This is a genomic window from Streptomyces sp. NPDC002054 (assembly GCF_040296685.1).
GTDB lineage: Bacteria > Actinomycetota > Actinomycetes > Streptomycetales > Streptomycetaceae > Streptomyces.
The window spans coordinates 1-23,713 of the sequence record NZ_JBEOXT010000029.1 but is presented as its reverse complement, the minus strand read 5'-3'; the positions used below and the strand labels follow the sequence as shown (position 1 = coordinate 23,713).

General features: G+C 70.6%; 19 protein-coding genes. 12 read left to right on the top strand and 7 right to left on the bottom strand.

Annotated features, from left to right (window positions below):
• Positions 1–97 precede the first annotated feature (97 nt).
• The 9 genes from ABT123_RS24970 (at position 98) to pssA (ending at position 11,204) form a co-directional block, all read left to right on the top strand.
• Positions 98–1,900 (top strand): 3-hydroxyacyl-CoA dehydrogenase family protein, encoded by a 1,803-nt coding sequence (locus ABT123_RS24970; RefSeq protein WP_351318471.1) that lies wholly within the window; start codon positions 98–100, stop codon positions 1,898–1,900.
• 154 nt (positions 1,901–2,054) lie between these two features.
• Positions 2,055–2,924, top strand: a complete 870-nt coding sequence (locus ABT123_RS24965; RefSeq protein WP_351318469.1) for a TetR family transcriptional regulator — start codon at positions 2,055–2,057, stop codon at positions 2,922–2,924.
• 414 nt (positions 2,925–3,338) lie between these two features.
• Positions 3,339–4,676, top strand: a complete 1,338-nt coding sequence (gene ccrA, locus ABT123_RS24960) for a crotonyl-CoA carboxylase/reductase (protein ID WP_351318467.1) — start codon at positions 3,339–3,341, stop codon at positions 4,674–4,676.
• 31 nt (positions 4,677–4,707) lie between these two features.
• Positions 4,708–6,777, top strand: coding sequence for an ethylmalonyl-CoA mutase (locus ABT123_RS24955; protein ID WP_351318465.1), 2,070 nt, complete (start codon positions 4,708–4,710; stop codon positions 6,775–6,777).
• Positions 6,774–7,766: an HpcH/HpaI aldolase/citrate lyase family protein gene (locus tag ABT123_RS24950; protein ID WP_351318463.1), complete on the top strand. Its 993-nt coding sequence runs from the start codon at positions 6,774–6,776 to the stop codon at positions 7,764–7,766. Before ABT123_RS24955 ends, ABT123_RS24950 begins: the two co-directional genes overlap by 4 nt.
• A gap of 3 nt (positions 7,767–7,769) precedes the next feature.
• Positions 7,770–8,282, top strand: coding sequence for a MaoC family dehydratase (locus ABT123_RS24945; protein WP_030155134.1), 513 nt, complete (start codon positions 7,770–7,772; stop codon positions 8,280–8,282).
• Positions 8,283–8,284: 2 nt separating this feature from the next.
• Complete coding sequence (locus ABT123_RS24940; RefSeq protein ID WP_351318461.1) at positions 8,285–9,490, top strand: acyl-CoA dehydrogenase family protein; 1,206 nt, start codon at positions 8,285–8,287, stop codon at positions 9,488–9,490.
• Between the two features lie 177 nt (positions 9,491–9,667).
• The gene (locus tag ABT123_RS24935) at positions 9,668–10,324 is read left to right on the top strand and encodes a phosphatidylserine decarboxylase (RefSeq protein ID WP_351318459.1); all 657 of its coding nucleotides are present in this window, start codon (positions 9,668–9,670) and stop codon (positions 10,322–10,324) included.
• Positions 10,311–11,204, top strand: a complete 894-nt coding sequence (gene pssA / locus ABT123_RS24930) for a CDP-diacylglycerol--serine O-phosphatidyltransferase (protein WP_502971037.1) — start codon at positions 10,311–10,313, stop codon at positions 11,202–11,204. The genes ABT123_RS24935 and pssA overlap by 14 nt, the downstream gene beginning before the upstream one ends.
• A 157-nt stretch (positions 11,205–11,361) precedes the next feature.
• Here pssA and ABT123_RS24925 read toward each other — a convergent pair whose 3' ends face one another.
• The 5 genes from ABT123_RS24925 to ABT123_RS24905 are packed head-to-tail and all read right to left on the bottom strand — an operon-like array spanning position 11,362 to position 16,201.
• Complete coding sequence (locus tag ABT123_RS24925; RefSeq protein ID WP_351318646.1) at positions 11,362–12,603, bottom strand: ABC transporter substrate-binding protein; 1,242 nt, start codon at positions 12,601–12,603, stop codon at positions 11,362–11,364.
• 26 nt (positions 12,604–12,629) lie between these two features.
• Complete coding sequence (locus ABT123_RS24920; RefSeq protein WP_351318457.1) at positions 12,630–13,712, bottom strand: branched-chain amino acid ABC transporter permease; 1,083 nt, start codon at positions 13,710–13,712, stop codon at positions 12,630–12,632.
• Positions 13,705–14,595: a branched-chain amino acid ABC transporter permease gene (locus ABT123_RS24915; protein ID WP_351318455.1), complete on the bottom strand. Its 891-nt coding sequence runs from the start codon at positions 14,593–14,595 to the stop codon at positions 13,705–13,707. The genes ABT123_RS24920 and ABT123_RS24915 overlap by 8 nt, the downstream gene beginning before the upstream one ends.
• Positions 14,592–15,413 (bottom strand): ABC transporter ATP-binding protein, encoded by an 822-nt coding sequence (locus ABT123_RS24910; protein WP_351318453.1) that lies wholly within the window; start codon positions 15,411–15,413, stop codon positions 14,592–14,594. The genes ABT123_RS24915 and ABT123_RS24910 overlap by 4 nt, the downstream gene beginning before the upstream one ends.
• Positions 15,410–16,201 carry an ABC transporter ATP-binding protein gene (locus ABT123_RS24905; RefSeq protein ID WP_351318451.1) on the bottom strand — a complete coding sequence of 264 codons (792 nt, stop codon included), beginning with the start codon at positions 16,199–16,201 and terminating at the stop codon, positions 15,410–15,412. The genes ABT123_RS24910 and ABT123_RS24905 overlap by 4 nt, the downstream gene beginning before the upstream one ends.
• Positions 16,202–16,407: 206 nt before the next feature.
• Here ABT123_RS24905 and ABT123_RS24900 point away from each other — a divergent pair, with 206 nt between their 5' ends.
• Positions 16,408–17,607, top strand: coding sequence for a PucR family transcriptional regulator (locus ABT123_RS24900; RefSeq protein WP_351318449.1), 1,200 nt, complete (start codon positions 16,408–16,410; stop codon positions 17,605–17,607).
• Between the two features lie 892 nt (positions 17,608–18,499).
• Here the strand turns inward: ABT123_RS24900 and ABT123_RS24895 are convergent.
• Complete coding sequence (locus ABT123_RS24895; protein ID WP_351318447.1) at positions 18,500–19,396, bottom strand: GNAT family N-acetyltransferase; 897 nt, start codon at positions 19,394–19,396, stop codon at positions 18,500–18,502.
• A gap of 921 nt (positions 19,397–20,317) precedes the next feature.
• Between ABT123_RS24895 and ABT123_RS24890 the strand changes: the two genes are divergently transcribed.
• Positions 20,318–21,802: an AlkA N-terminal domain-containing protein gene (locus ABT123_RS24890; RefSeq protein WP_351318445.1), complete on the top strand. Its 1,485-nt coding sequence runs from the start codon at positions 20,318–20,320 to the stop codon at positions 21,800–21,802.
• 35 nt (positions 21,803–21,837) lie between these two features.
• Positions 21,838–22,362 (top strand): methylated-DNA--[protein]-cysteine S-methyltransferase, encoded by a 525-nt coding sequence (locus ABT123_RS24885; RefSeq protein WP_351318443.1) that lies wholly within the window; start codon positions 21,838–21,840, stop codon positions 22,360–22,362.
• Here ABT123_RS24885 and ABT123_RS24880 read toward each other — a convergent pair.
• Positions 22,352–23,713, bottom strand: a 1,362-nt coding sequence (locus ABT123_RS24880) for an IS200/IS605 family accessory protein TnpB-related protein (protein ID WP_351318441.1), incomplete at its 5' end; no start/stop codon positions are given. The genes ABT123_RS24885 and ABT123_RS24880 overlap by 11 nt on opposite strands.

Here is a 23,713-nt window from a genome sequence, read left to right as displayed (position 1 = left end):
CCTCGCATCTCGCGCACGGCAGTCGCGCCCCTCTCTTCTTCGCGCATGCCCGCTGCCCGCTCAGCCGTCACCCCTTTACCCTCACTGGAGTCCTGTCATGGACCTTCCGTCCACGTCCGGTCAGCCCACCCTTCAGACCGTTGCCGTCGTCGGCCTCGGCACGATGGGCACCGGCATCACCGAAGTCCTCACCCGCGCCGGCCACGAGGTCATCGGCATCGATGTGAGCGAGGCCGCCGGCCGCGCCTGTGTCGCCGCGCTGGAGAGCGCGACCGCCCGGGCCGTCGCCAAGGAGCGGATCACCGAGGCGGAGCGCCGGGGCGTGCTGTCCCGGCTGCGCACCTTCACCGATCTGCAGGCCGCCGTGCACGCCGACCTCGTCATCGAGGTCGTGCCGGAGAACTACGAGCTGAAGCAGCAGGTGTTCCGCGAGCTGGACGCGATCGTCCGGCCCGACACGATCCTGGCGACCGGCACCAACGCCCTGTCCGTGACCCGGCTGGCCGCCGAATCGCAGCGCCCGGAGCGGGTGATCGGCCTGCACTTCTTCAACCCGGCGCCCGCGATGAAGCTGGTCGAGGTGGTCTCCTCGGTGCTGACCGCGCCGCCTGCCGTGGAGGCGGTCACCGCGCTCGCCCGGTCGCTGGGCAAGGAGCCGGTCGCGGTCGGCGACCGCCCCGGGTTCGTCGCCGACGGGCTGCTCTTCGGCTACCTCAACCAGGCCGCCGCCATGTACGAGTCGAAGTACGCCTCCCGCGAGGACATTGACGCGGCGATGAAGCTGGGCTGCGGTCTGCCCATGGGCCCGCTCGCCCTGCTCGACCTGATCGGTGTGGACACCGCGCGGACCGTCCTGGAGGCCATGTACGCCGCCTCCGGCGACCGGCTGCACGCCCCGGCGCCGATCCTGGGCCACCTGACGGAGGCGGGGCTGACCGGCCGCAAGGCGGGCCGCGGGTTCTACACGTACGAGGCGCCCGGCAGCCCGGCGGTGGTCCGGGACGCGCTGACCCCGCTGGAGGGCTCCGGCCCGGTCGCGGGCCGTCCGGTGCGCTCGGTCGGCGTGGCCGGCTCCGGCACGATGGCGAGTGGTATCGCGCAGGTCTTCGCGCAGGCCGGCTTCGAGGTGGTGCTGGCCGCCCGCAGTGACGAGAAGGCCGCTGCGGCGAAGGCGGCGATCGGGAAGTCTCTGGCCCGGGCGGTCGCCAAGGGCCGGCTGTCGGAGGAGGCCGCCGGGCAGACCCTGGACCGGATCACCCCGGCCGGCTCCCTGGACGCGTTCGCCGAGGTCGACCTGGCCGTCGAGGCGGTCGCGGAGGACCTGGCGGTGAAGCAGGAGCTGTTCGCCGCGCTGGACAAGATCTGCAAGCCCGGTGCGGTGCTGGCGACCACCACCTCCTCGCTTCCGGTGATCGCCTGCGCCCGCGCGACCTCGCGCCCGCAGGACGTGATCGGGATGCACTTCTTCAACCCGGCGCCGGCGATGAAGCTGGTCGAGGTGGTCCGGACCGTGCTCACCTCCGACGATGTGCACGCCACGGTCCGGGAGGTCTGCGCAGCGGTCCGCAAGCACGCGGTGGACTGCGGGGACCGGGCCGGGTTCATCGTGAACGCGCTGCTGTTCCCGTACCTGAACAACGCGATCAAGATGGTGGAGACGCACTACGCGTCGCTGGACGACATCGATGCGGCGATGAAGCTGGGCGGCGGGTACCCGATGGGGCCGTTCGAGCTGCTCGACGTGGTCGGCCTGGATGTCTCCCTCGCCATCGAGAAGGTGCTCCACAAGGAGTTCCGCGACCCGGGTCTGGCCCCGTCCCCGCTGCTGGAGCACCTGGTGGCGGCGGGCTGCCTGGGCCGGAAGACCGGCCGCGGATTCCGTGAGTACGCCCGGCGGTAACCCGCGGGCCCACGAGCCGGATGCGTGGGGAGGGCTGCTCGGGTCCGCCGGACCCTCACGGCGGACATACCCTCCCGAGCCCAGTGCGGGCTCTCCCCCGCATCCGTCCCACCCCTCGGGCCAGGACAGCCCTCGGGCGCGCGCCCCGGCGCGCATGCAGTACGTTCGCACTATGTCCCAGCCCGCCAAGACCCAGGCCCGTGCCGCCACGGCCTCCTCCGATGCCCCGGAGAGCGCCGCCGGCTCCCGGGCCGCCGCCCAGCGGCTCAAGATGCGCCGCGAGCTCGCCACGGCGGCGATGGAGCTGTTCGCGACCAAGGGGTACGAGGCGACGACGGTCGACGAGATCGCCGCGACGGCCGGGGTGGCCCGGCGTACCTTCTTCCGTCATTTCCGGTCCAAGGAAGAGGCGATCTTCCCGGACCACGACGACACCCTGACCCGTGCCGAGGCGGTCCTCGACGCGGCCCCGGCCCATGAGCACCCGCTGGACACGGTCTGCCGGGGCATCAAGGAAGTCATGAAGATGTACGCCGCCTCGCCGGCGGTGTCGGTGGAGCGGTACCGGCTGACCCGTGAGGTGCCGGCCCTGCGGGAGCGCGAGATCGCCTCGGTGGCCCGGTACGAGCGGCTGTTCACCCGCTATCTGCTGGCCCATTTCGACGAGCAGGACCACCACGACGGCAACGACGATCCGCTGCTGGCGGAGGTGGCGGCGTCGGCGGTGGTCACGGCCCACAACCACGTCCTGCGGCGCTGGCTGCGGGCGGGCGGGCAGGGGGATGTGGAGGCGCAGCTGGACCACGCCTTCGCGATCGTACGGAAGACCTTCGGCACCGGGATCGGTGCGGGCCGGGCGCTGGGCGCGATGGCCGAGCCGGCCGGGCAGGGCCGGCCGGTTCCGGCCGAGGCGCCGGAGGCGGTGGTGCGGACCGAGGGTGAGGTGCTGGTGACGGTGGCCCGCACGGACGCCCCGCTGGACGAGGTCATGCGGACCATCGAAAAGGCACTGCGCAAGACCTGAGCCGACCTGACGTCGACCTGACACAAACGCGACACGCGTCACAGTGGCCGCTCCCGTTCCGGGGGCGGCCACTTCCGTTTGTCCAAGTTGCCCCTACTGGCGGGTAACTCTGATCGATCATCGCTCATCTGCGCAGGTCAATCGGCAAATGAGAGAAAGTTTTGGCACGCGGTGCCTTGTCGAGTGACACGGGGTGCCATACGTTGGGCTCGTCCGGATGTCCCCGCGGTCCACGCTCACCACGGCTCGGAACGCGCCCCGGATGCCTGCGTCACCAGGCACCCCTCACGCCCCACCACAGGCGTCACTCGCACCACGCGCAACACGCACCGCCGAACCGACGGCACACACACCACACCACAGACACGAACTTCTTCAGCGCACCCTCATTCAGCGCTCGCCGGAGGTACTCCCGTGAAGGACATTCTGGACGCGATCCAGTCGCAGGCCGCTACCGCCGACGACTTCGCGGCCCTGCCGCTCCCCGACTCGTACCGCGCGATCACCGTGCACAAGGACGAGACGGAGATGTTCGCCGGGCTCACCACCCGCGAGAAGGACCCGCGCAAGTCCCTGCACCTCGACCAGGTCCCGGTCCCCGAACTCGGCCCGGGCGAGGCCCTGGTGGCCGTCATGGCCTCCTCGGTCAACTACAACTCCGTCTGGACCTCGATCTTCGAGCCGGTGTCCACCTTCAGCTTCCTGGAGCGCTACGGACGCCTGTCGGAGCTCACCAAGCGCCACGACCTGCCGTACCACATCATCGGCTCCGACCTCGCGGGCGTGGTCCTGCGCACCGGCCCCGGCGTGAACTCGTGGAAGCCCGGCGACGAGGTCGTCGCGCACTGCCTCTCGGTCGAGCTGGAGTCCTCGGACGGCCACAACGACACGATGCTCGACCCCGAGCAGCGCATCTGGGGTTTCGAGACCAACTTCGGTGGGCTGGCAGAGATCGCACTTGTGAAGTCCAACCAGCTGATGCCGAAGCCGGACCACCTCAGCTGGGAAGAGGCGGCGTCCCCGGGCCTGGTCAACTCCACCGCCTACCGCCAGCTGGTCTCCCGCAACGGCGCCGGCATGAAGCAGGGCGACAACGTCCTGATCTGGGGCGCGAGCGGCGGCCTCGGCTCCTACGCCACCCAGTTCGCGCTGGCCGGCGGCGCCAACCCGATCTGTGTGGTCTCCAGCCCGGAGAAGGCGGACATCTGCCGCTCCATGGGCGCCACGGCGGTCATCGACCGCAACGCCGAGGGCTACAAGTTCTGGAAGGACGAGCAGACCCAGGACCCCAAGGAGTGGAAGCGCTTCGGCAAGCGCATCCGCGAGCTGACCGGCGGCGAGGACATCGACATCGTCTTCGAGCACCCGGGCCGCGAGACCTTCGGTGCGAGCGTCTACGTCACCCGCAAGGGTGGCACCATCACCACCTGCGCCTCCACCTCGGGCTACATGCACGAGTACGACAACCGCTACCTGTGGATGTCCCTCAAGCGCATCATCGGCTCCCACTTCGCGAACTACCGCGAGGCGTGGGAGGCCAACCGCCTGATCGCCAAGGGCAAGATCCACCCCACCCTGTCGAAGGTCTACTCGCTGGAGGAGACCGGCCAGGCCGCGTACGACGTCCACCGCAACCTCCACCAGGGCAAGGTCGGCGTGCTGGCGCTGGCCCCCGAGGAGGGTCTGGGCGTGCGCGACCACGAGATGCGCGCCAAGCACCTCGACGCGATCAACCGCTTCCGCAACGTCTGAGTCGGCTCAAAGGCCATAAGGATCGCCTGAGATGACAGAGCGCCAGAAGGACCGTCCGTGGCTCATGCGGACGTATGCCGGCCACTCCACGGCCGAGGCGTCCAACGAGCTGTACCGCCGCAACCTCGCCAAGGGCCAGACCGGCCTGTCGGTCGCGTTCGACCTGCCGACGCAGACCGGCTACGACCCCGACCACATCCTCGCCCGCGGCGAGGTGGGCCGGGTCGGGGTCCCGGTCTCCCATCTGGGCGACATGCGGCGGCTGTTCCAGGACATACCCCTGGAGCAGATGAACACCTCGATGACGATCAACGCCACCGCCATGTGGCTGCTGGCGCTCTACCAGGTGGCCGCCGAGGAGCAGGGCGCGGACATCTCCAAGCTCCAGGGCACCACCCAGAACGACATCGTCAAGGAGTACCTCTCGCGCGGGACGCATGTCTTCCCGCCCGGGCCCTCGCTCCGGCTGACGACGGACATGATCGCGTACACGGTCAACCACATCCCGAAGTGGAACCCGATCAACATCTGCAGCTACCACCTGCAGGAGGCGGGGGCCACTCCGGTCCAGGAGATCTCGTACGCGATGTCCACCGCGATCGCCGTGCTGGACTCGGTCCGCGATTCGGGGCAGGTCCCGGAGGACCGGTTCGGCGAGGTGGTCGCCCGTATCTCCTTCTTCGTGAACGCGGGCGTCCGGTTCATCGAGGAGATGTGCAAGATGCGCGCCTTCGGCCGTATCTGGGACCAGGTCACCAAGGAGCGCTACGGCATCGAGAACGCCAAGCAGCGGCGCTTCCGGTACGGCGTCCAGGTCAACTCGCTCGGGCTGACCGAGGCACAGCCGGAGAACAACGTCCAGCGCATCGTCCTGGAGATGCTGGCCGTCACCCTCTCCAAGGACGCCCGCGCGCGGGCCGTGCAGCTGCCGGCCTGGAACGAGGCGCTGGGCCTCCCCCGCCCCTGGGACCAGCAGTGGTCGCTGCGCATCCAGCAGGTGCTCGCCCATGAGAGCGATCTGCTGGAGTACGAGGACATCTTCGCCGGATCCCACGTCATCGAGGCCAAAGTCGACTCCCTGGTCGCCGACTGCCTGGCCGAGATCGACCGGATCCAGGAGATGGGCGGCGCGATGGCGGCCGTCGAGTCCGGCTACCTGAAGTCCCAGCTGGTCTCCTCGCACGCCGAGCGGCGGGCCCGGATCGAGGCCGGCGAGGACAAGATCGTCGGCGTGAACTGCTTCCAGCAGACCGAGGAGAACCCGCTGACCGCCGACCTGGACGGCGCGATCATGACGGTGGACCCGGCGACGGAGGCGTTCACCGTCGAGCGCATCGGCCGCTGGCGGTCCGAGCGGCAGGAGTCCTCGGACCGGCAGGGGAACGGCGATCCCTTCGTCTTCCCCACCACCCGGCAGGCCCTGGAGCGCCTCAAGGAGGCCGCGGCCGGCACCGAGAACCTGATGGAGGCCACCCTGGAGTGCGCCCGCGCGGGTGTCACCACCGGCGAATGGGCGAACGCCCTCCGCGAGGTCTTCGGCGAGTTCCGAGCCCCCACCGGGGTCTCCTCGGCCCCGGTCGCGGTCACCGCCGAGCCGGGCACCCCGATGCACGAGGTCCGCGAGAAGGTGGCGCGGACGGCCGAGGAGATCGGCGCCGGCCGGCTGCGGCTGCTGGTGGGCAAGCCCGGCCTGGACGGGCACTCCAACGGAGCCGAGCAGATCGCCGTACGGGCCCGTGACGCCGGCTTCGAGGTGGTCTATCAGGGCATCCGGCTGACGCCGGAACAGATCACATCGGCAGCCCTGGCGGAGGACGTGCACTGCGTGGGACTGTCCATCCTGTCCGGCTCGCACAGTGCGCTCGTGCCGGACGTGCTCGAACGCCTCCGCCTGGCGGGGGCGGAGGACCTGCCCGTCATCGTCGGCGGCATCATTCCGAATGCCGACGCGGCGGAGCTCAAGGCCGCCGGAGTCGCCGCCGTGTTCACCCCCAAGGACTTCGGCATCACGGAGATCATCGGCCGTATCGTCGACGAGATCCGCAAAGCACACAAGCTTCACCCCCTGGCAACTGCTTCAAGCACGGAGGTCCCCGCATGACCACGCCCCTGTCCCCCGTCAACCGTCTGCGCCCGCGCCGCTCGTGCCTCGCGGTTCCCGGTTCGAACCCGCGGTTCCTGGAGAAGGCACAGGGCCTGCCGGCCGACCAGGTCTTCCTGGACCTGGAGGACGCGTGTGCACCGCTCGCCAAGGAAGGCGCCCGCCACACCATCGTGGACGCGCTGAACAACGGCGACTGGACGGGGAAGACCCGCGTGGTCCGGGTGAACGACTGGACCACCCACTGGACCTACCGTGACGTGATCACGGTCGTCGAGGGCGCGGGCCAGAACCTGGACTGCATCATGCTGCCGAAGGTTCAGGATGCCCAGCAGGTGGTGGCGCTGGACCTGCTGCTGACCCAGATCGAGAAGACCATGGGCTTCGAGGTCGGCAAGATCGGCATCGAGGCGCAGATCGAGAACGCCAAGGGCCTGGTGAACGTCGACGAGATCGCCGCCGCCTCGCCGCGGCTGGAGACGATCATCTTCGGCCCGGCCGACTTCATGGCCTCCATCAACATGAAGTCGCTGGTCGTGGGCATGCAGCCGCCCGGCTACCCGGCGGACGCCTACCACTACATCCTGATGCGGATCCTGATGGCCGCCCGGATGCACAACCTCCAGGCGATCGACGGTCCCTTCCTGCAGATCCGCGACGTGGACGCGTACCGCGAGGTGGCCGGCCGGGCCGCCGCGCTGGGCTTCGACGGCAAGTGGGTGCTGCACCCCGGCCAGGTGGACGCGGCCAACGAGGTCTTCTCCCCCTCCCAGGAGGACTACGACCACGCCGAGCTGATCCTGGACGCGTACGACTGGTGCACCTCCGAGGCCGGCGGCAAGAAGGGCTCGGCCATGCTCGGCGACGAGATGATCGACGAGGCCAGCCGCAAGATGGCGCTGGTCATCGCGGGCAAGGGCCGCGCCGCCGGCATGCAGCGCACCACCAAGTTCGAACACCCCTCGACTGAGAAGACGGCGGAGGCCTGAGCCATGCAGTTCGGACGCACGTACGAAGAGTTCGAGGTCGGCGCGGTCTACAAGCACTGGCCCGGAAAGACCGTCACCGAGTACGACGACCACCTGTTCTGTCTACTCACGATGAACCACCACCCGCTCCACATGGACAGCAATTACGCGGAGAACACGACCGACTTCGGCAAGAACGTGGTCGTGGGCAACTACATCTACTCGCTGCTGCTGGGCATGTCCGTCCCGGACGTCTCCGGCAAGGCCATCGCCAACCTGGAGATCGAGTCGCTGCGGCACGTGGCGCCGACCTTCCACGGCGACACCATCTACGGCGAGACCACGGTCCTGGACAAGACCCCGTCGAAGTCGAAGAACGACCGCGGGATCGTCTACGTCGAGACCAAGGGCTACAAGCAGGACGGCACCCTGGTCTGCGTCTTCCGGCGCAAGGTGATGGTCCCGACCGAGACGTACATCAAGGAGCGCGGCGGCGAGCAGCCCGGCCGCCCCCAGCTGAAGGAACAGGGGAAGTAGCCATGGCACGACTCGCCCAGACCGCCGGGCTGACCGACGTCCAGCAGGAGATCCTGAAGACCGTCCGGGAGTTCGTCGACAAGGAGATCATCCCGGTCGCGACGGAGCTGGAGCACCGCGACGAGTACCCGCAGCAGATCGTCGACGGCCTCAAGGAGCTCGGCCTCTTCGGGCTGATGATCCCGGAGGAGTACGGCGGCCTGGGCGAGTCGCTGCTCACCTACGCCCTGTGCGTGGAGGAGATAGCTCGGGGCTGGATGTCCGTTTCGGGCATCATCAACACCCACTTCATCGTCGCGTACATGCTCAAGCAGCACGGCACCCAGGAGCAGAAGGACTACTTCCTCCCCCGGATGGCGCTGGGCGAGGTGCGGGGCGCGTTCTCGATGTCCGAGCCGGCCCTGGGCTCGGATGTGTCGGCGATCACGTCCAAGGCGGTGAAGGACGGTGACGAGTACGTCCTGAACGGCCAGAAGATGTGGCTGACCAACGGCGGCAGCTCCACCCTGGTGGCCGTCCTCGTCCGAAGTGACGAAGGACACCCCGAGGGCACCGCGCCCCACAAGTCGATGACGACCTTCCTCGTCGAGAAGGAGCCCGGCTTCGGTGAGGTCCGTCCGGGCCTGACCATCCCCGGCAAGATCGACAAGATGGGCTACAAGGGGGTCGACACGACCGAGCTCATCATGGACGGACTGCGCATTCCGGCCAATCGTGTCCTGGGCGGGACCACCGGCCGAGGGTTTTACCAAATGATGGACGGCGTCGAGGTCGGCCGCGTGAACGTGGCGGCGCGTGGCTGTGGTGTCGCGCAGCGTGCGTTCGAGCTGGGTGTCTCGTATGCCCAACAACGTCACACTTTCGGGAAGCCGATCGCTCAGCACCAGGCCATTCAGTTCAAGCTGGCCGAGATGGCTACCAAGGTCGAGGCCGCCCATGCGATGATGGTCAACGCAGCACGCAAAAAGGACTCCGGGGAACGAAACGACCTCGAAGCAGGGATGGCGAAGTACCTCGCCTCCGAGTACTGCAAGGAGGTGGTGGAGGACGCCTTCCGGATCCACGGCGGATACGGATTCTCCAAGGAGTACGAGATCGAGCGGCTCTACCGTGAGGCGCCGATGCTGCTCATCGGTGAAGGTACCGCCGAAATCCAGAAAATGATCATTGGGCGACGCCTGCTCGAGGAGTACCGACTGCAGGGCTGAACGTCCCGATTCGCCACCCTTTGGGAGCGAAAAGGGTCACATCCAGTCACTGGCCTTCGGTCATCGACTCGGCTTCTGGCTTGCCCAGTTGTTGCGCGCAACCGATAGCATTCCAGTAAAGCCGCCGTCCCGTCCCCCCGTTTACGGCGCGGCAATCCCTCGCTACGAAGGTCATCCATGCCCCACAGCCAAACCTCTGCACCTCGCGACAGCCGTTCCGGCGTACGCCTCGCGCGCGGAGCATCGCCGTGGCTTCTGCCGACCGTCGCCGCCGCGGCGCTCAGCCTGACCCGGGCCCGCAAGTCCGGACGCTGGGCCGCGGCGGCCGTGCCCACCACCGCACTCGCGGCGGGCATGCTGTGGTTCTTCCGCGACCCCGAGCGAGAGATCGCACAGGGCCGGGTCATCTCCCCCGCCGACGGTGTGGTGCAGAGCATCATGCCGTGGAAGGACGGACGGACCCGCGTCGCGATCTTCATGAGCCCGCTGAACGTCCACGTCAACCGCGCGCCGCTGGCCGGCACGGTGACGTCCGTGGAGCACATCCCCGGCGGATTCGTCCCGGCGTTCAACAAGGAGAGCGAGAACAACGAGCGCGTTGTCTGGCACTTCGACACCGAGCTCGGCGACATCGAGATGGTGCAGATCGCGGGTGCGGTCGCCCGTCGGATCGTCCCCTACGTGCCGGCCGGCACGAAGGTGGAGCAGGGCGAACGGATCGGTCTGATCCGCTTCGGCTCGCGCGTCGACATCTACCTCCCCGAGGGCGTCGAGGTCGCGGTCGAGGTCGGCCAGGCCACGACCGCGGGGGTGACCCGAATTGACCGTGACTGATCCCGAATCACCGGCGAGCCGTACCGATCACAGCGACCGCACCGACCGCACCGACTGGGTGCCGGAGGCGGCGCCCGCGGAGGCCGACAGCGAGGAGATGCCTCTCTCGCTGCGGCTGTCGATAGCGGACACCCTCACCCTCGGCAATGCGACCTGCGGGTTCATGGCGGTGTACTTCACCACCACCGGAATCCTCATCCCGCACCTCACCGGCAGCACCGAGACGGGCATGGCCCGCCACAGCGCCGCGACCGCGGTGATACTGATACTGCTGGCGGCGGTCTTCGACCTGTTCGACGGGCTCGTGGCGCGCAAGCTCCGCAGCTCGCCGATGGGCGCTGAGCTGGACAACCTGTCCGACCTGATCAGCTTCGGTCTGGCGCCGGCGTACTTCGTGCTGGTCTACGGCATGGTCGCCGACGACGCGCACCAGAAGGTGTCGGCGGTGGCGGCGATCGTGGTGCTGCTCGCCGTGGTGCTCAGACTCGCGAGATTCAGCTGCGTGACGATGAAGGACGGCATGTTCCAGGGCATGCCGAGCCCCTTCGGCGCGCTGACGGTCGTCTCGATCGTGCTGCTGGAGCTGCCGTTCGTGCCGACCCTGCTGGCGATCATCGGGGTGGCCTGGCTGATGGTGAGCCGGGTCGAGTACCCCAAGCCGCGAGGTGTCCTCGCGGCGGCGATGCTCAGCTGGATCGTCGGAGCGATGGGGCTGCTGGCGGCGTGGGCGTTCGACGCGCCGGGCGGTCAGCTGCTGCTGCAGACGGGCTGCGCCCTGCAGATCGTGTTGGCGGCGACCATTCCGCTGTTCGCGACGACGCGGCGGGTGAACACCTTCCGGCACAATCGCCGTGAGGCGCGTGCCACGCAGGTTCCGTAGCCTGCGGCTACGGACACGAGAGGGGCCCGGACGCCAATGGCGTCCGGGCCCCTCTCGTTTGTCCCGGCGGCTCCGGCAGGCCCGGCGGGGCTCCGCCGGAGCCCCCGGGGCTCCGCCCCGGACCCCGCGCCTCAAACGCCGGCGGGGCTGAAACCGGTCAGCCGGAGGGGGTGAAGTTGCGGGCTGCCGGGGCGACTGTTGCTTCCTTGATTACCTTCAGGCCGCCCGGGACCTTTTCGTCCGGCTTCATGATGATGCTCTGGCGGGTGGACGGGGTCTTCGGGTCCGAGAAGTCGTGGGTGATGCCGAAGCCGCTCTCGTACGCCTTCAGGCCGAGCAGCGCCTTGCCGACGCCCTCCCGGGTGAGGTCCTTGTCGGCGCAGGCCTTCTTCAGGACCTCCCCGTACATGCTCGCCGCCGTCCAGCCGGCCACCACCCCGTTGTCCAGCCCCGCGCCCGGGTACTCCGCCTTGTACGCGGCGGCCAGACCCGCCGGGCCCGGCTCCTCGGAGCCGATCGGCAGGGTGGAGGCGGCGACGTAGTAGTCCTTCTGCAGGGCCGCCCCCGCCGGGGTGGCCAGCAGCTGCGGGGCGTAGGCCGAGTTGTTGCCGACGAACGGGACGTTCCAGCCGCCCGCCGCCGCGACCCCCACCAGCGAGGCCGCCTGACGCGGGCCCGCACTGATCACCACCGCCTTCACCCCGGCCTGCTTCAGCGCCGCGACCTGCGCCGTCATATCGTTGTCGGTCGGTTTGATCTTCTGCTCGAACACCGTGAGCCCGGCCTCCTTCGCCGCGTGCTTCGCGCCGGCCAACGCGTTCTCCCCGTAGTCGCCCTCGAAGTAGACGTGCCCGATCTTGTCCCCGGAGGCGATCCGCTTCTGGTCGAGCAGCCAGCCGATGGCATTGACCGTCTCGATGTCGTACGTCGCCCCGACCGTACGGATGTACGGGCTGCCCAGCAGCGAGGCGGACCAGGCCTGCGGGACCACCAGGCCCTTGTCCTGGCCGTCGATGCGCTCCTTGACCGCGGCCACGAACGGCGAGCCGATGAACTGCGCAAAGCCCAGCACCTTGGGCTCCAGCTCCGTGTACGCGGCCAGCGCCTTCTGCGGGTCGTAGCCGTGGTCGCGTACGGTCAGCTCGATCTTCCGGCCGCAGATGCCGCCCGCGGCGTTGGTCTGCTTCGCCCACAGCTGCTGCGCCTGGGTGACGCTCTTGCCGAGCGAGGCGTAGACCCCGGTCATGTCCGTGAGCACGCCGAGCTGGATGGCGGAGTCGGAGACCCCGTCGCCGGTCTTCACCCCGCCGGCACCCTGCTGGTCCTTGTCCGAGCTGCCGGCCTTGCTGCTACAGCCGGCAGCGGCGCCGGCGACGGTGAGGACCAGCGCGGTCGCCAGGGCCGCGGTGCCGAATCCGGATCTCTTCACGCTTGCTCCTTCTTCGAAGGTGTGAGGCGGGTGAGGGCGGTGATACGCATGGCGGTGATACGCATGAGGCCGCCGGGCAGGAACAGCACGACCAGGACGACGGCTGCGCCGTACAGGTAGCGGGAGGCCTCGCCCGGGGAGACCCCGCCGGTGCCGGGGGCGGACACCAGCGGGAGGGCGTCGCTGTAGCGGGTGAGCAGCTGGGGCAGCAGGGAGACGAAGGCGGCGCCGACGACGGCGCCGGCCACCGTGCCCAGCCCGCCGATGACGATCATGGCGAGGTATTCGAGGGACAGGACCATGCCGAAGTAGTCGGGCACGGTCCGTTGGAAGACCAGGGCCAGCAGTACCCCGGCCAGTCCGGCGTACATCGAGGACAGGACGAACACGGCAGCCCGGTAGCGGGCCACCGGCACGCCCATCACCCCGGCGGCGATGTTGTGGTCGCGGATGGCGTTCATGGCCCGGCCGGGGCGGCCCCGGAGGATGCCCCGGGCGAACAGGGCACAGGCCAGCAGGGCGGCCAGGGCGACGTACCAGAGCTTCTCGGCGGACTGGAACGGCACGGCGGCGATCACGGTCTCGGTGTCGTCGAAGGTGAGGCCGAGGAGGGACAGCGGCTCGACGGAGCGGCCGTTGAACCCGCCGGTCAGGCTGGTGGCGTTGAACAGCACGTGCTGGCCGATGAAGATCAGGGCGAGGGTGGCGATGCCGAGGTAGGCGCCGCGCAGCCGGCCGGCGATGGGGCTGAACAGCCCGCCGACCGCCCCGGTGAGGGCGACGGCCAGGACCGCAGCCAGCCAGCTGGGCAGCCCCAGGCCGACCAGTTCGTGGCCTCCGGCCTTCGTACCGTCCCCGGCCAGGGCGCAGTAGCCGTACGCGCCGACGGCGAGGAAGAAGGCGTGCCCCATGGAGAGCTGGCCGGTCGCCCCGGTGAGCAGGTTGAGCCCGATGGCCCCGATGGCGGCGGCGATGGCGAACAGGCCGGCCTGGAGCCAGAACCGGTCCAGATAGAAGGGCAGGGCGAGGAGCACCACGGCTCCGGCAGCCCACAGGGCCCGGCGAACAAGGTCAGACACGCGCCAGCTCCTTCGTACCGAACAGGCCGGCCGGGCGGATCAGCAGGACCACGACCATCACCAGGTAGGGCGCGAGATCGCCGATCCCGCGGCCGAGGAAGGTCAGCTGGCTCTGGTAGCCGGTGGCCAGGGCCTCGGTGACGCCGACGATCAGGCCGCCGGCCAGCGCCCCGGTGGTGGAGTCGAGGCCGCCGAGAATCGCGGCCGGGAAGGCCTTCAGGGCGGCCAGCGAGGTGGACCGCTCCAGGCCGGGGGTGGGGAACACGGTCAGGAACAGCGCGGCAACGGCGGCCAGCGCCCCGGCCACCGCCCAGGCGGCGAGCGAGACCCGGCCCAGCCGGACGCCCATCAGCGCGGCGGTCTCCGGCTTCTCGGCGGCGGCGCGCATGGCCACGCCCCAGGAGGTGTACCGGAAGACCAGCAGGAAGACGGTGATGAGCAGGCCGGCGGCGAGGATCGCGGCGATCCGGGTCTGGGCCAGGGTGACCGGTCCGAGGTGGACCACCGCGCTGCCCCAGGGGTCGCCCAGCGAGAGGACATCGGTGCCGATGCGGCGGGTGAGGTCGGTGATGAGCAGGATGTCGACGCCGATGGTGACGATGGCCAGGACGCTCTGGTCCTGGCCGCGGTAGCGGCGCATGACGAGGAACTCGATGCCCGCGCCGACGGCGGCAGCCGCGGCCACCCCGACCGCGAGCGCGGGCCAGAAGCCGAGCTCCTCGTGGAGGGTCGCGGTGACATAGCCGCCGGCCAGCAGCAGCGAGGCGTGGGCGAAGTTGACCACCTCGGTGGCCTTGAAGATGACCACGAAACCGAGCGCGATCAGGGCGTAGACGGAGCCCATGGACAGCCCACCGAGCAGCAGTTCGAGGAAGGTGCTCATTCCTCCTCCCCCAGGTAGGCCCGGACCACGGCCGGATCGTTCTGCACCTCGGCCGGGCTGCCCCCGCCGATCCGCTTGCCGAAGTCGAGTACGGTCACCGCGTCTGCGAGCCGCATCACCACCCCCATGTCGTGTTCGACCAGCACAATCGAAATGCCCAGTCCGTCGCGGACACCGGCGATGACGGCGGCCGTGCGCTGCCGCTCGTCGGCGGTCATCCCGGCGACGGGCTCGTCCAGGAGCAGCAGCCGGGGCTCCATGCACAGGGCCCGGGCCAGCTCGACGAGTTTCTGTTTCCCGTACGGGAGGGAGCCGGCGGGCGCCGCGAGGTCGCCCTCCAGGCCGACGAAGGCGGCGATCTCCCGGACCCGCTCGCGGTGCCGGCGGTCCTCGCGGGCGGCGGCGGGCAGCCGCAGCCCGGTGGCGAGGAACCCGGACCGCATCAGCCGGTGGCGGCCGAGCAGCAGGCTGTCGGCGACCGTGGTGTGCGGGGGCAGGGCCAGGTTCTGGAAGGTCCGGGCGACACCGAGGGCGGCCACCGCGTGCGGGGCGAGGCCGGTGAGCTCGGTCCCGCCGAACCGGACACTGCCGGAGGTGGCCCGGTACACCCCGGAGAGCACGTTGAAACAGGTGGACTTGCCGGCCCCGTTGGGGCCGATGACGGCGTGCACACTGCCGGGTGCCACGGTGAAGGAGACCGCGTCGAGGGCGGTGAGCCCGGCGAACCGGACGGTGACGTCGGCGACGACGAGCTCGGGGGGCGCGGTCTCGAGGGACGCAGTCTCTGCGCCAGTCTCTGCGCCGGCGCTGGTGCTCATGCGGACCACCTGCGCAGTTCCCGGGCGGGCCGGCGCGGGCCCGGCACCCCGGGCTCGCCAATGCCGAGGTAGCGGCGGCGGACCTCGTCGGAGGCCGCCAGCTCGGCGGCCGGGCCCTGCAGGGTGACCTCGCCGACCTCCAGTACGTACGCCTCGGAGGCCAGCCGCAGCGCCAGCGCGGCATTCTGCTCGACCAGCAGGACGGACGTACCGGCGGCATTGATCTCGGTGACCGTCTCGGCGATGGTCGCGGCCATCTTCGGAGCCAGCCCGAGGGAGGGCTCGTCGAGCAGCAGCAGGCGCGGCCGGGCCATCAGGGCCCGCCCCAGGGCGAGCATCTGCTGCTCGCCGCCGGACAGCAGCCCGGCCCGCTGCCGGGCCCGCCGGGCCAGCACCGGGAACAACTCGTGCACCCGGGCGAGCGAGGCGGCCACCTCGGCCCGGGACCCGGCCCGCGCACCCAGCGCCCCGGCCCGCAGGTTGTCCGCCACGCTCATCCGGGCGAACACCTGCCGCCCCTCCGGCACCTGCACCACCCCTGCGGCCACCACCTGGGCGGGGCTGAGCCCGTCCAGCGGGCGCCCGTCGAAGCTGATGCCTCCCCCGGTGACGGCGCCCCGGTGGAACCCCAGGGTCCGGGACACCGCGCGCAGCAGGGTGGACTTCCCCGCGCCGTTCCCTCCCAGTACGACGACCACGGCACCGGCCGGCACGTCCAGCGACACGGAGCGCAGCGCCCGCACCGGCCCATAGCCGATGGACAGCGCCCGCACCTGAAGCGAAGCCACGTCCTCTCCCTGCCTTTCCTTGTGCTGGTCCTTGCACTGGTCCTTGTGCTGGCGCACACACCAGCACCGGCCGGACCGCGCGTCCACGGCCCGAAGCCGAATCGCTGCCGATGACCAGCCGGAAGCGGGGTCCGGTTGTGCAGGCGCACAGACCTGCGGTCGCGGTCCATGACGGGGGTGGGGCCGGAGTGACATCCTCAGCGCCCATGGGCGGGCACAGAACGCGTACGGACGTGGAGTGGTCGGTCCTGCTGGGGGCCGCCGAGGTACTGATGGAACGGATCCCGGAGCTCACCGACCAGCTGATCGGCGACCTGGTGAAACATTCACCGCTGTTCGACCTGGCAGTACCGCGGGACGAGCACTGGCAGCAGGTCAGCGAGGCGATGCACTACGGCATCGAGGCCTTTGCCGCCCGCCGTTCCGAGCCGCGCAAGGACCTCGCGTACGCGGAGGAACTGGGCCGCCGACGGGCCGGCCAAGGCCTCCCGCTGGACCTGCTGCTGTACGCGTACCGGCGGGCCGGGCGGCTGACCTGGGAGGCCCTGCTGGACATCGTCACCGAACGGCATCCGGACGCCCTGCCGGTCCTGGCCCGTACGGCGGGCGCAATGTGGGCGGGCATCGAGCAGCAGGCGGCGGCCACGGCGGAGGCGTACCGGACCGCCGAGCGGGAAATGCGGCGGCGCAGCGACGAGCGGGTCCAGGCCCTGCTGGACGCGCTGCTGGAGGGCGAGGCCGGGGTGGAACTGGCGGCCCGCGCCGCCGCGGGCCTGGACCTGCCGGAGCAGGGGCGGTACGCGGTGGTGGTGCTGCCCGCCGACCGGCGGGATGCGCTGCACCGGATCGAGGCGGTCGGCGGGATGCGGCTGTTCTGGCGGATGCGGACGGAACGGGAACTGGCGGTGGTGGCGCTGGGCGCGTGCACCCTGGACGAGCTCGCGGCGGAACTGACCGACCGCTGCCCGGGCCCGGGCGGGATCAGCCCGGTGGTGGACGGCCTCACCGAACTCGGCCGGGCCCGCCGGCTGGCGGAGACCGCCCTGCGCACCTGCGGTCCGGAGGACCGCGCGCTGGTCCGCCTCACGGACCGGCTGCCCACCGCCCTGGTCGTCCGCCAGCCCGAACTCGCGGCAGAGCTCGTCGCCTCGGTCCTCGGCCCGCTGCTGGAACTGGACCCGGCGGACCGGGCGGTCCTGCTGGACACGCTGGACGCGTGGCTGGCCTCGGAGGGCTCGGCGGGCCGAGCGGCCACCCGCCTGTACTGCCACCGCAACACGGTCTTCAACCGCCTGCGCCGCCTGGAACAACTCACCTCCCACTCCCTCTCCCGCCCCCACGACCTGACCGCGCTTACGTTGGCCCGCGACGCGTACCGGCTGGCGACGGGGGCGGCGGCGGTGTGAGGGGGGCCTCGTCCCGGCGCGGGCCCGCTTTGCTGCTAACGCGGGTGTACGGGGCTCTTGGCGCGGGCCCGCTTCTTCGCCCCCCTCTCGGGGCCAGGGCGGGGCGGGGTTTCCCGCCCACCCCCGCGGGCTGCGGTCGGACGGAGTCCGGACGCCGGGCCGCGCTGCGGGGCCCCCGGCGTGGGCCCGCCCGGCCTGTTGAGCGGCACCCGCCGCTGGGCTGGCTGGGGCGGAAGCCCCGCTCTTCCTGCCATGCGGACGCGGGCGCGGAGCCCCGGCTTCGGGAACGGACGGGGCGAGGGACGTCCCCGCGCAGCGGCCCCGCCCGACTGCCGGGCGGCGTCCCGGGGTGGGGGTTTTCTCTTGGACGGGATCAGGTGGTGTCCGGGGGCTGCCCGTCAGTCCTCACTGTTCTTCCGTGTCCGTCCGGTCCCTCAAGGGCGCTCCTTCGTCGCGTCGCTTCGCGATGTCGCTGCGCTCCACCCTTGACCGACCGGCCGGCCCCGGAAAGACCAAGGACTGTCGGGCGGCCCCCGGGGGAGGGCCGGCATGGGGAACGTGTCCCAGATGCGGCCATGCGTATGCAGTGGGTCGGCGGCTCCCGCCCGACCGGCCGCCCTGTCGGGCGGAGAGCTCCATTTCCCCGAAGCCCCAGCCCATTTGGCGAGGCCAGACCATGGGGCGCGCCAAATCGCTACACGCTCCGGCCGGTTTAGCGTCTCCGGACCGGCCGTGGCCGGACATAAGCCGCCACCGATCGCTACACGCTTCTGCCGTCAGGCGACAGACGGACCGGCCGTGGCCGGACATAGACCGCCAACGGCCACTACGCGCTCCGGCTGGTTTGGCGTCCGAAGACCGGCTGTGGTCGGACACAAGCCGCCAACGACCACTACCCGGCGGCCCGAGACTGGTCGGCTTCTGGTGCGTTGCAGGAGAGGTTGTACCCAGTGAAGTCGGTGACCGGGACGTATCCGATGCGCTGGTAGAGGGCGTTGCTGGTGGGGTTGGCCGGGTTTGTGAACAGGACGACGTCCGTCGCGCCTGCGGCCAACGCAGCCCTGCTCACCTCGACCGTCACAGCGCCCGCATAGCCGCGGCCCCGGAGGTGGGACGGGGTGTAGACGGGGTCCACCCGGACCTGGCCTGCGACCATCGGGTTCACGCCCGCCATCGAGACGGGCACGCCGTCTGGGGTCTCCCAGAAGGTATAGCGCTTCTCGGCGAAGCGTGTGTCCTCCCAGGAAGCGGCGTCGATGGAGACGACTTCCCCGACGTCCGCGGCGAACTCACGGCACCAGCTCATGAGGTGCTCATGGTCCCACTCGCCCACGAGTCGGCCTCGGCCCGCTGGAACCGGCTCCGGCGGGGTGAGCGTGTGGAGTCGGTGGAGACGGCCCCGCCAGTCGCGTACCGGCGCCGCGCCCGTCTGCCGCTGCCATGCCTCGGCGAAAGCGGTGGCGGTGTCGTGGTCCGCGGTGACGCCGGTGAAGGAGTGTCCGAGCGCGGCCAGGTGGGCAGCGAGTGTGTCGGCCTGCTCGGGGGCGAGGGTGGTGAGGGTCAGGCGGCCACGTGGGGTGCGGTAGAAGATGGCGCTGACCTCGCCCCCTGACTCCAGTCGGCCGAAGACGGTGGCTCCGGAGCCGAATGCGCCCGCACCACGCGTTCGCAGTTTCTCGAGCGTTGTCAGCGGCGTGTTGTGCATGACGGGGCGCGAGCGCAGGAAGTCTCCGGCTCGGGCGAGGAAGTCGTCGAGGTCTTGGGCGAGGTGCCAGTCATCCGGGCGCATCCTTCATGATCCCTCATGTGCGCACCTCGCCGAGATGACAGGAGCGGGAGGCAATCGGTGGTGGTCGGTGGCGGCTTGTGTCCGCCCACAGCCGGTCCTCGGACGCCAAACCGGCCGGAGGGTGTAGTGGTCGTTGGCGGCCTATGTCCGGCCACGGGCGGTCTGAGGACGCTGAGACGGGAGAAGCGCGTAGCGATCGGCGGCGCCCCATGGTCTGGCCTCGCTAAATGGGTCCCGGCTTCGAGGAAATGGAGCTCTCCGCCCGCAAGGGCGGCCGGTCGGGCGGGAGCCGCCGTCCGGCCCTCCCGGATTCGGCCGTATCTGGGACACGTTCCCCATGCCGTCCCTCCCCCGGGGGCTTCCCGACAGTCCTTGTCTTTCCGGGGCGGACGGCGGGGGCAAGGGTGGAGCGCAGCGGAATCGCGAAGCGACGCGACGAAGGAGCGCCCTTGAGGCCGACGGCCGACACGGAACGACACTGGGACTGACGGGCAGCCCCCGGACACCACCTGATTCCGTTCAGGAAAAACCCCATACCCCCGGGCCCCGCCCCGCAACCGGCCGGGATCGCAGCCCGGGCGGACCGCTATGCGGAGCCTTCCCCGAAACCGGGGCTCCGCCCCAGCGGGGCAGGGCGGGTACCGCTCAACGGGCCAGCGGGCCCGCGGGGTGCGCCCCGGAGCTCCGAGTCCGGCTCTGGACTCCGCCCAGCGGAGGCAAAGCACCGCGCCCCCACCACCGGACTCCGTCTGACCGCAGCCCGCGGGGGCGGGCGGGAAACCCCGCCGCACCCCGGCCCCGAGAGGGGGGCGAAGAAGCGGGCCCGCGCCAGGAGCCCCGTATACCCGAGCACGGGGCCCCGTATCCTTGATGTCGGAAAACCGCCAGCCGCGGCACCCTTACTCCCCGGATGCTGGATCCATGCACACCGACACCGAGCGTTGCGTCAGGGCCGTCCAGTCGAAGGACGCGCGGTTCGACGGGTGGTTCTTCACCGCCGTGCGGACCACCGGGATCTACTGCCGGCCCAGCTGTCCCGCGGTTCCCCCCAAGGTCGAGAACATGACCTTCCTGCCCAGTGCCGCCGCCTGCCAGCAGGCCGGCTACCGGGCCTGCAAGCGGTGTCGGCCGGACACCAGTCCCGGTTCGCCCGAGTGGAACGCCCGGGCCGATGCCGTGGCGCGGGCCATGCGGCTGATCCGGGACGGGGTCGTCGACCGGGAGGGCGTGCCGGGGCTGGCTGCCCGGCTGGGGTATTCGGCCCGGCAGGTGGAGCGGCAGCTGAACGCCGAGCTCGGGGCCGGGCCGCTGGCCCTGGCCCGGGCGCAGCGCGCCCAGACCGCGCGGCTGCTGATCGAGACCTCGGCGCTGCCGATGGCCGACATCGCCTTCGCGGCCGGATTCTCCTCCATCCGGACGTTCAACGAGACGGTGCGCGAGGTGTTCGCACTCGCCCCGGGTGAGCTGCGGGCCCGGGCCGCCCGGGCCAATGGTTCGGCCCCGTCCCAGACCCCCGGCACGCTGTCGTTGCGGCTCCCCTACCGGGCTCCGCTCAACCCGGACAACCTGTTCGGGCATCTCGCGGCGACGGCCGTACCCGGGGTGGAGGAGTGGCGGAACGGGGCCTACCGGCGGACGCTGCGGCTGCCGTACGGGACCGGGGTCGTGTCGCTGACGCCGCAGCCGGACCACATCGGCTGTCAGCTGGCGCTGACGGATCTGCGGGATCTGACGATCGCGATCAGCCGGTGCCGGTGGATGCTGGACCTGGACGCCGATCCGGAGGCGGTGGACGAGCAGCTGCGGTCGGATCCGCTGCTGGCGCCGCTGGTGGACAAGGCGCCCGGGCGCCGGGTGCCGCGTACGGTCGATGCGGCGGAGTTCGCCGTACGGGCCGTGCTCGGCCAGCAGGTGTCCACGGCGGCGGCGCGGACCCACGCGGCCCGGCTGGTGACCGCGTACGGCGAGCCGGTAGAGGATCCCCACCCGCAGGGCGGGCTGACCCACCTGTTCCCGTCGCCGCAGGCGCTGGCCGGGCTGGATCCGGAGGCGCTGGCGCTGCCGCGCAGCCGGCGGACGACGCTCACCACGCTGGTCGGGGCGCTGGCGGACGGCTCGCTGCCGCTGGGCATCGACAGCGACTGGGAGGCGGCGCGGGCGCAGCTGGCGGCGCTGCCGGGGTTCGGGCCGTGGACCACCGAGGTGATCGCGATGCGCGCGCTGGGTGACCCGGACGCGTTTCTTCCGTCCGATCTCGGGGTGCGGCGGGCGGCGGCCGGGCTGGGGCTGCCGTCCTCGCCGGCCGCGCTGACCGCCCGGGCGGCCGGCTGGCGGCCGTGGCGGGCGTACGCCGTCCAGTACCTGTGGGCGACGGACGACCACCCCATCAATCTGCTGCCCGCCTGACCGCCCCAGACTTCATCTTCTTCAGGAGAACGATCGTGAACAGCAAGCAGCACAGGCAGCACAAGCAGCACGCCGTCGTCAACAGTCCTTACGGGACGCTCACCCTGGTCGCCACCGAGGGGATCCTCAGTGGCCTGTACATGACCGGGCAGCGGCACCGGCCGCCGGAGGAGTCCTTCGGCCTGCGGGTCGATGCCGCCGAGGAGCCGTTCCCGGAGGTGGTGCGGCAGCTGACGGCGTACTTCGCCGGGGAGCTGACCGAGTTCGACCTGCCGGTCCGTCTCGAGGGCACCGAGTTCCAGCGCAGCGTCTGGGCGCAGCTCCAGCGCATCCCGTACGGCGAGACCTGGTCGTACGGAGAGCTGGCCGGCCGGCTCGGGAAGCCGAATGCCTCCCGGGCGGTGGGCCTGGCCAACGGGAAGAACCCGGTCGGCATCATCGTGCCCTGCCACCGGGTGATCGGGGCGTCCGGCAGCATGACCGGGTACGGCGGCGGGGTGGAGCGGAAGGAGCGGCTGCTGGCCTTCGAGTCGGGTGAGCGGACCGTTCCTAGTCAGTGAGCGGGAGTGAGTCTTGGGCCCACGTCCCGGCACTGCGCGCATCCCGAACGGTTGTGGATGCGCTGGTCTCCCGCGTTCCTCGTGTGGTTCCCGCTCGGGCGCGTGCATCGTGTGCACGGTCCGTGACGGGTGGGCGGGTTCCCTCACGCTCTTGGGTACCACGGTCGGCCTGGACGGTCCGATGCCCGCGACGATCACTCCGGTTGTCGCGGGGCGGTGCCGTCCGTCGCCGGATCGGGTGCCCGAGGGCGCGTCGTCCGATCGCGATACCGGCGGCATCGTGACGGGACATCTTTCGACGTGGGGTGACAAGCGGCTTCTGCCAGTGCTGGGCGCCCCACTGAGAGGTGTAAGCCGGATCAACCGCGACGATCGACAGACCGGCTTCGGCGGCCATGGAGACGAGCCGGGCCTTGAGCCTGCCGGTGGGCATGCCGGAGATGAGTTGCCGGAACCGCTTCTTGCGGCCGTGCTTCTCGCGGGTCTTCTCCGCTTGGAAGTCCAGATCCTCGATGGCGATGGCATTGACGCCGCGTCGTTTGGCCCAGTGCAGTACTTGGGTGATGGCGTGCCGGATCTGCGCGTCCCGGTGGTCCGCGGTGCCCGACAGGTCATAGAAGAACCGGTGCGGCTCACCCATCGGATTGCCGTGGGTGTCGAGGCGGTAGGCGGCGAAGTGGTCGGCGTTCGTATCGACGCCGATCACACCGCTCGTGAGTGCCGTCTCCAGCGGGATCGTCTGGATGACGGGGCGCTGCCAGGATGCGGTGAGGTACCAGCGCCCGCGCGGGGCGTCGTAGTGGATGCGGTAGGCGACGGCCCGGTTGCCGTCGATCCGGTCCCGCCATTCCCGGCCCCGGTGCGCGAAAGCGATGCGGGAGGCCAGGACGTACCGGCCAAGCTTGGAGTTCGCCAGGTGTGCCAGCGGCGCGGGCAGTTTGAGGGACACTTCACCGTCCGGGGTGACACGGATCGTCTCGTTCCCGAAGCGTTTGCCCGACTCGCCGTCAGCGGCCAGGAACCAGCGCTCCGCCTCCCACCGCTGCCGCCACTCGGCCTCGGTGAGCTGCACTGCCTGGAGGCTGCGCCGGTTGTTGAGCAGCTTTCGGCCGCCGCGCACGATGTGCACGACGCCGTTCTCCCGGTCGGCTCGCGCGACGTCGAGACGCTGCTCCAGGGTGTGCAGACGCCGGGACTTGTGGAACCACTCGCCCTTGCTGCGGTATCCGCCCGGTGCCCGCTTGCTGCCCTTGCCCCCAACCGGCTGGGACAGTCGGTGCATCAGCATGCGGACACCGGCCTCAAGGCTTTGGATGTGCGCGAGCTGGCAGCGGCGGGAGAGTGCCCACTG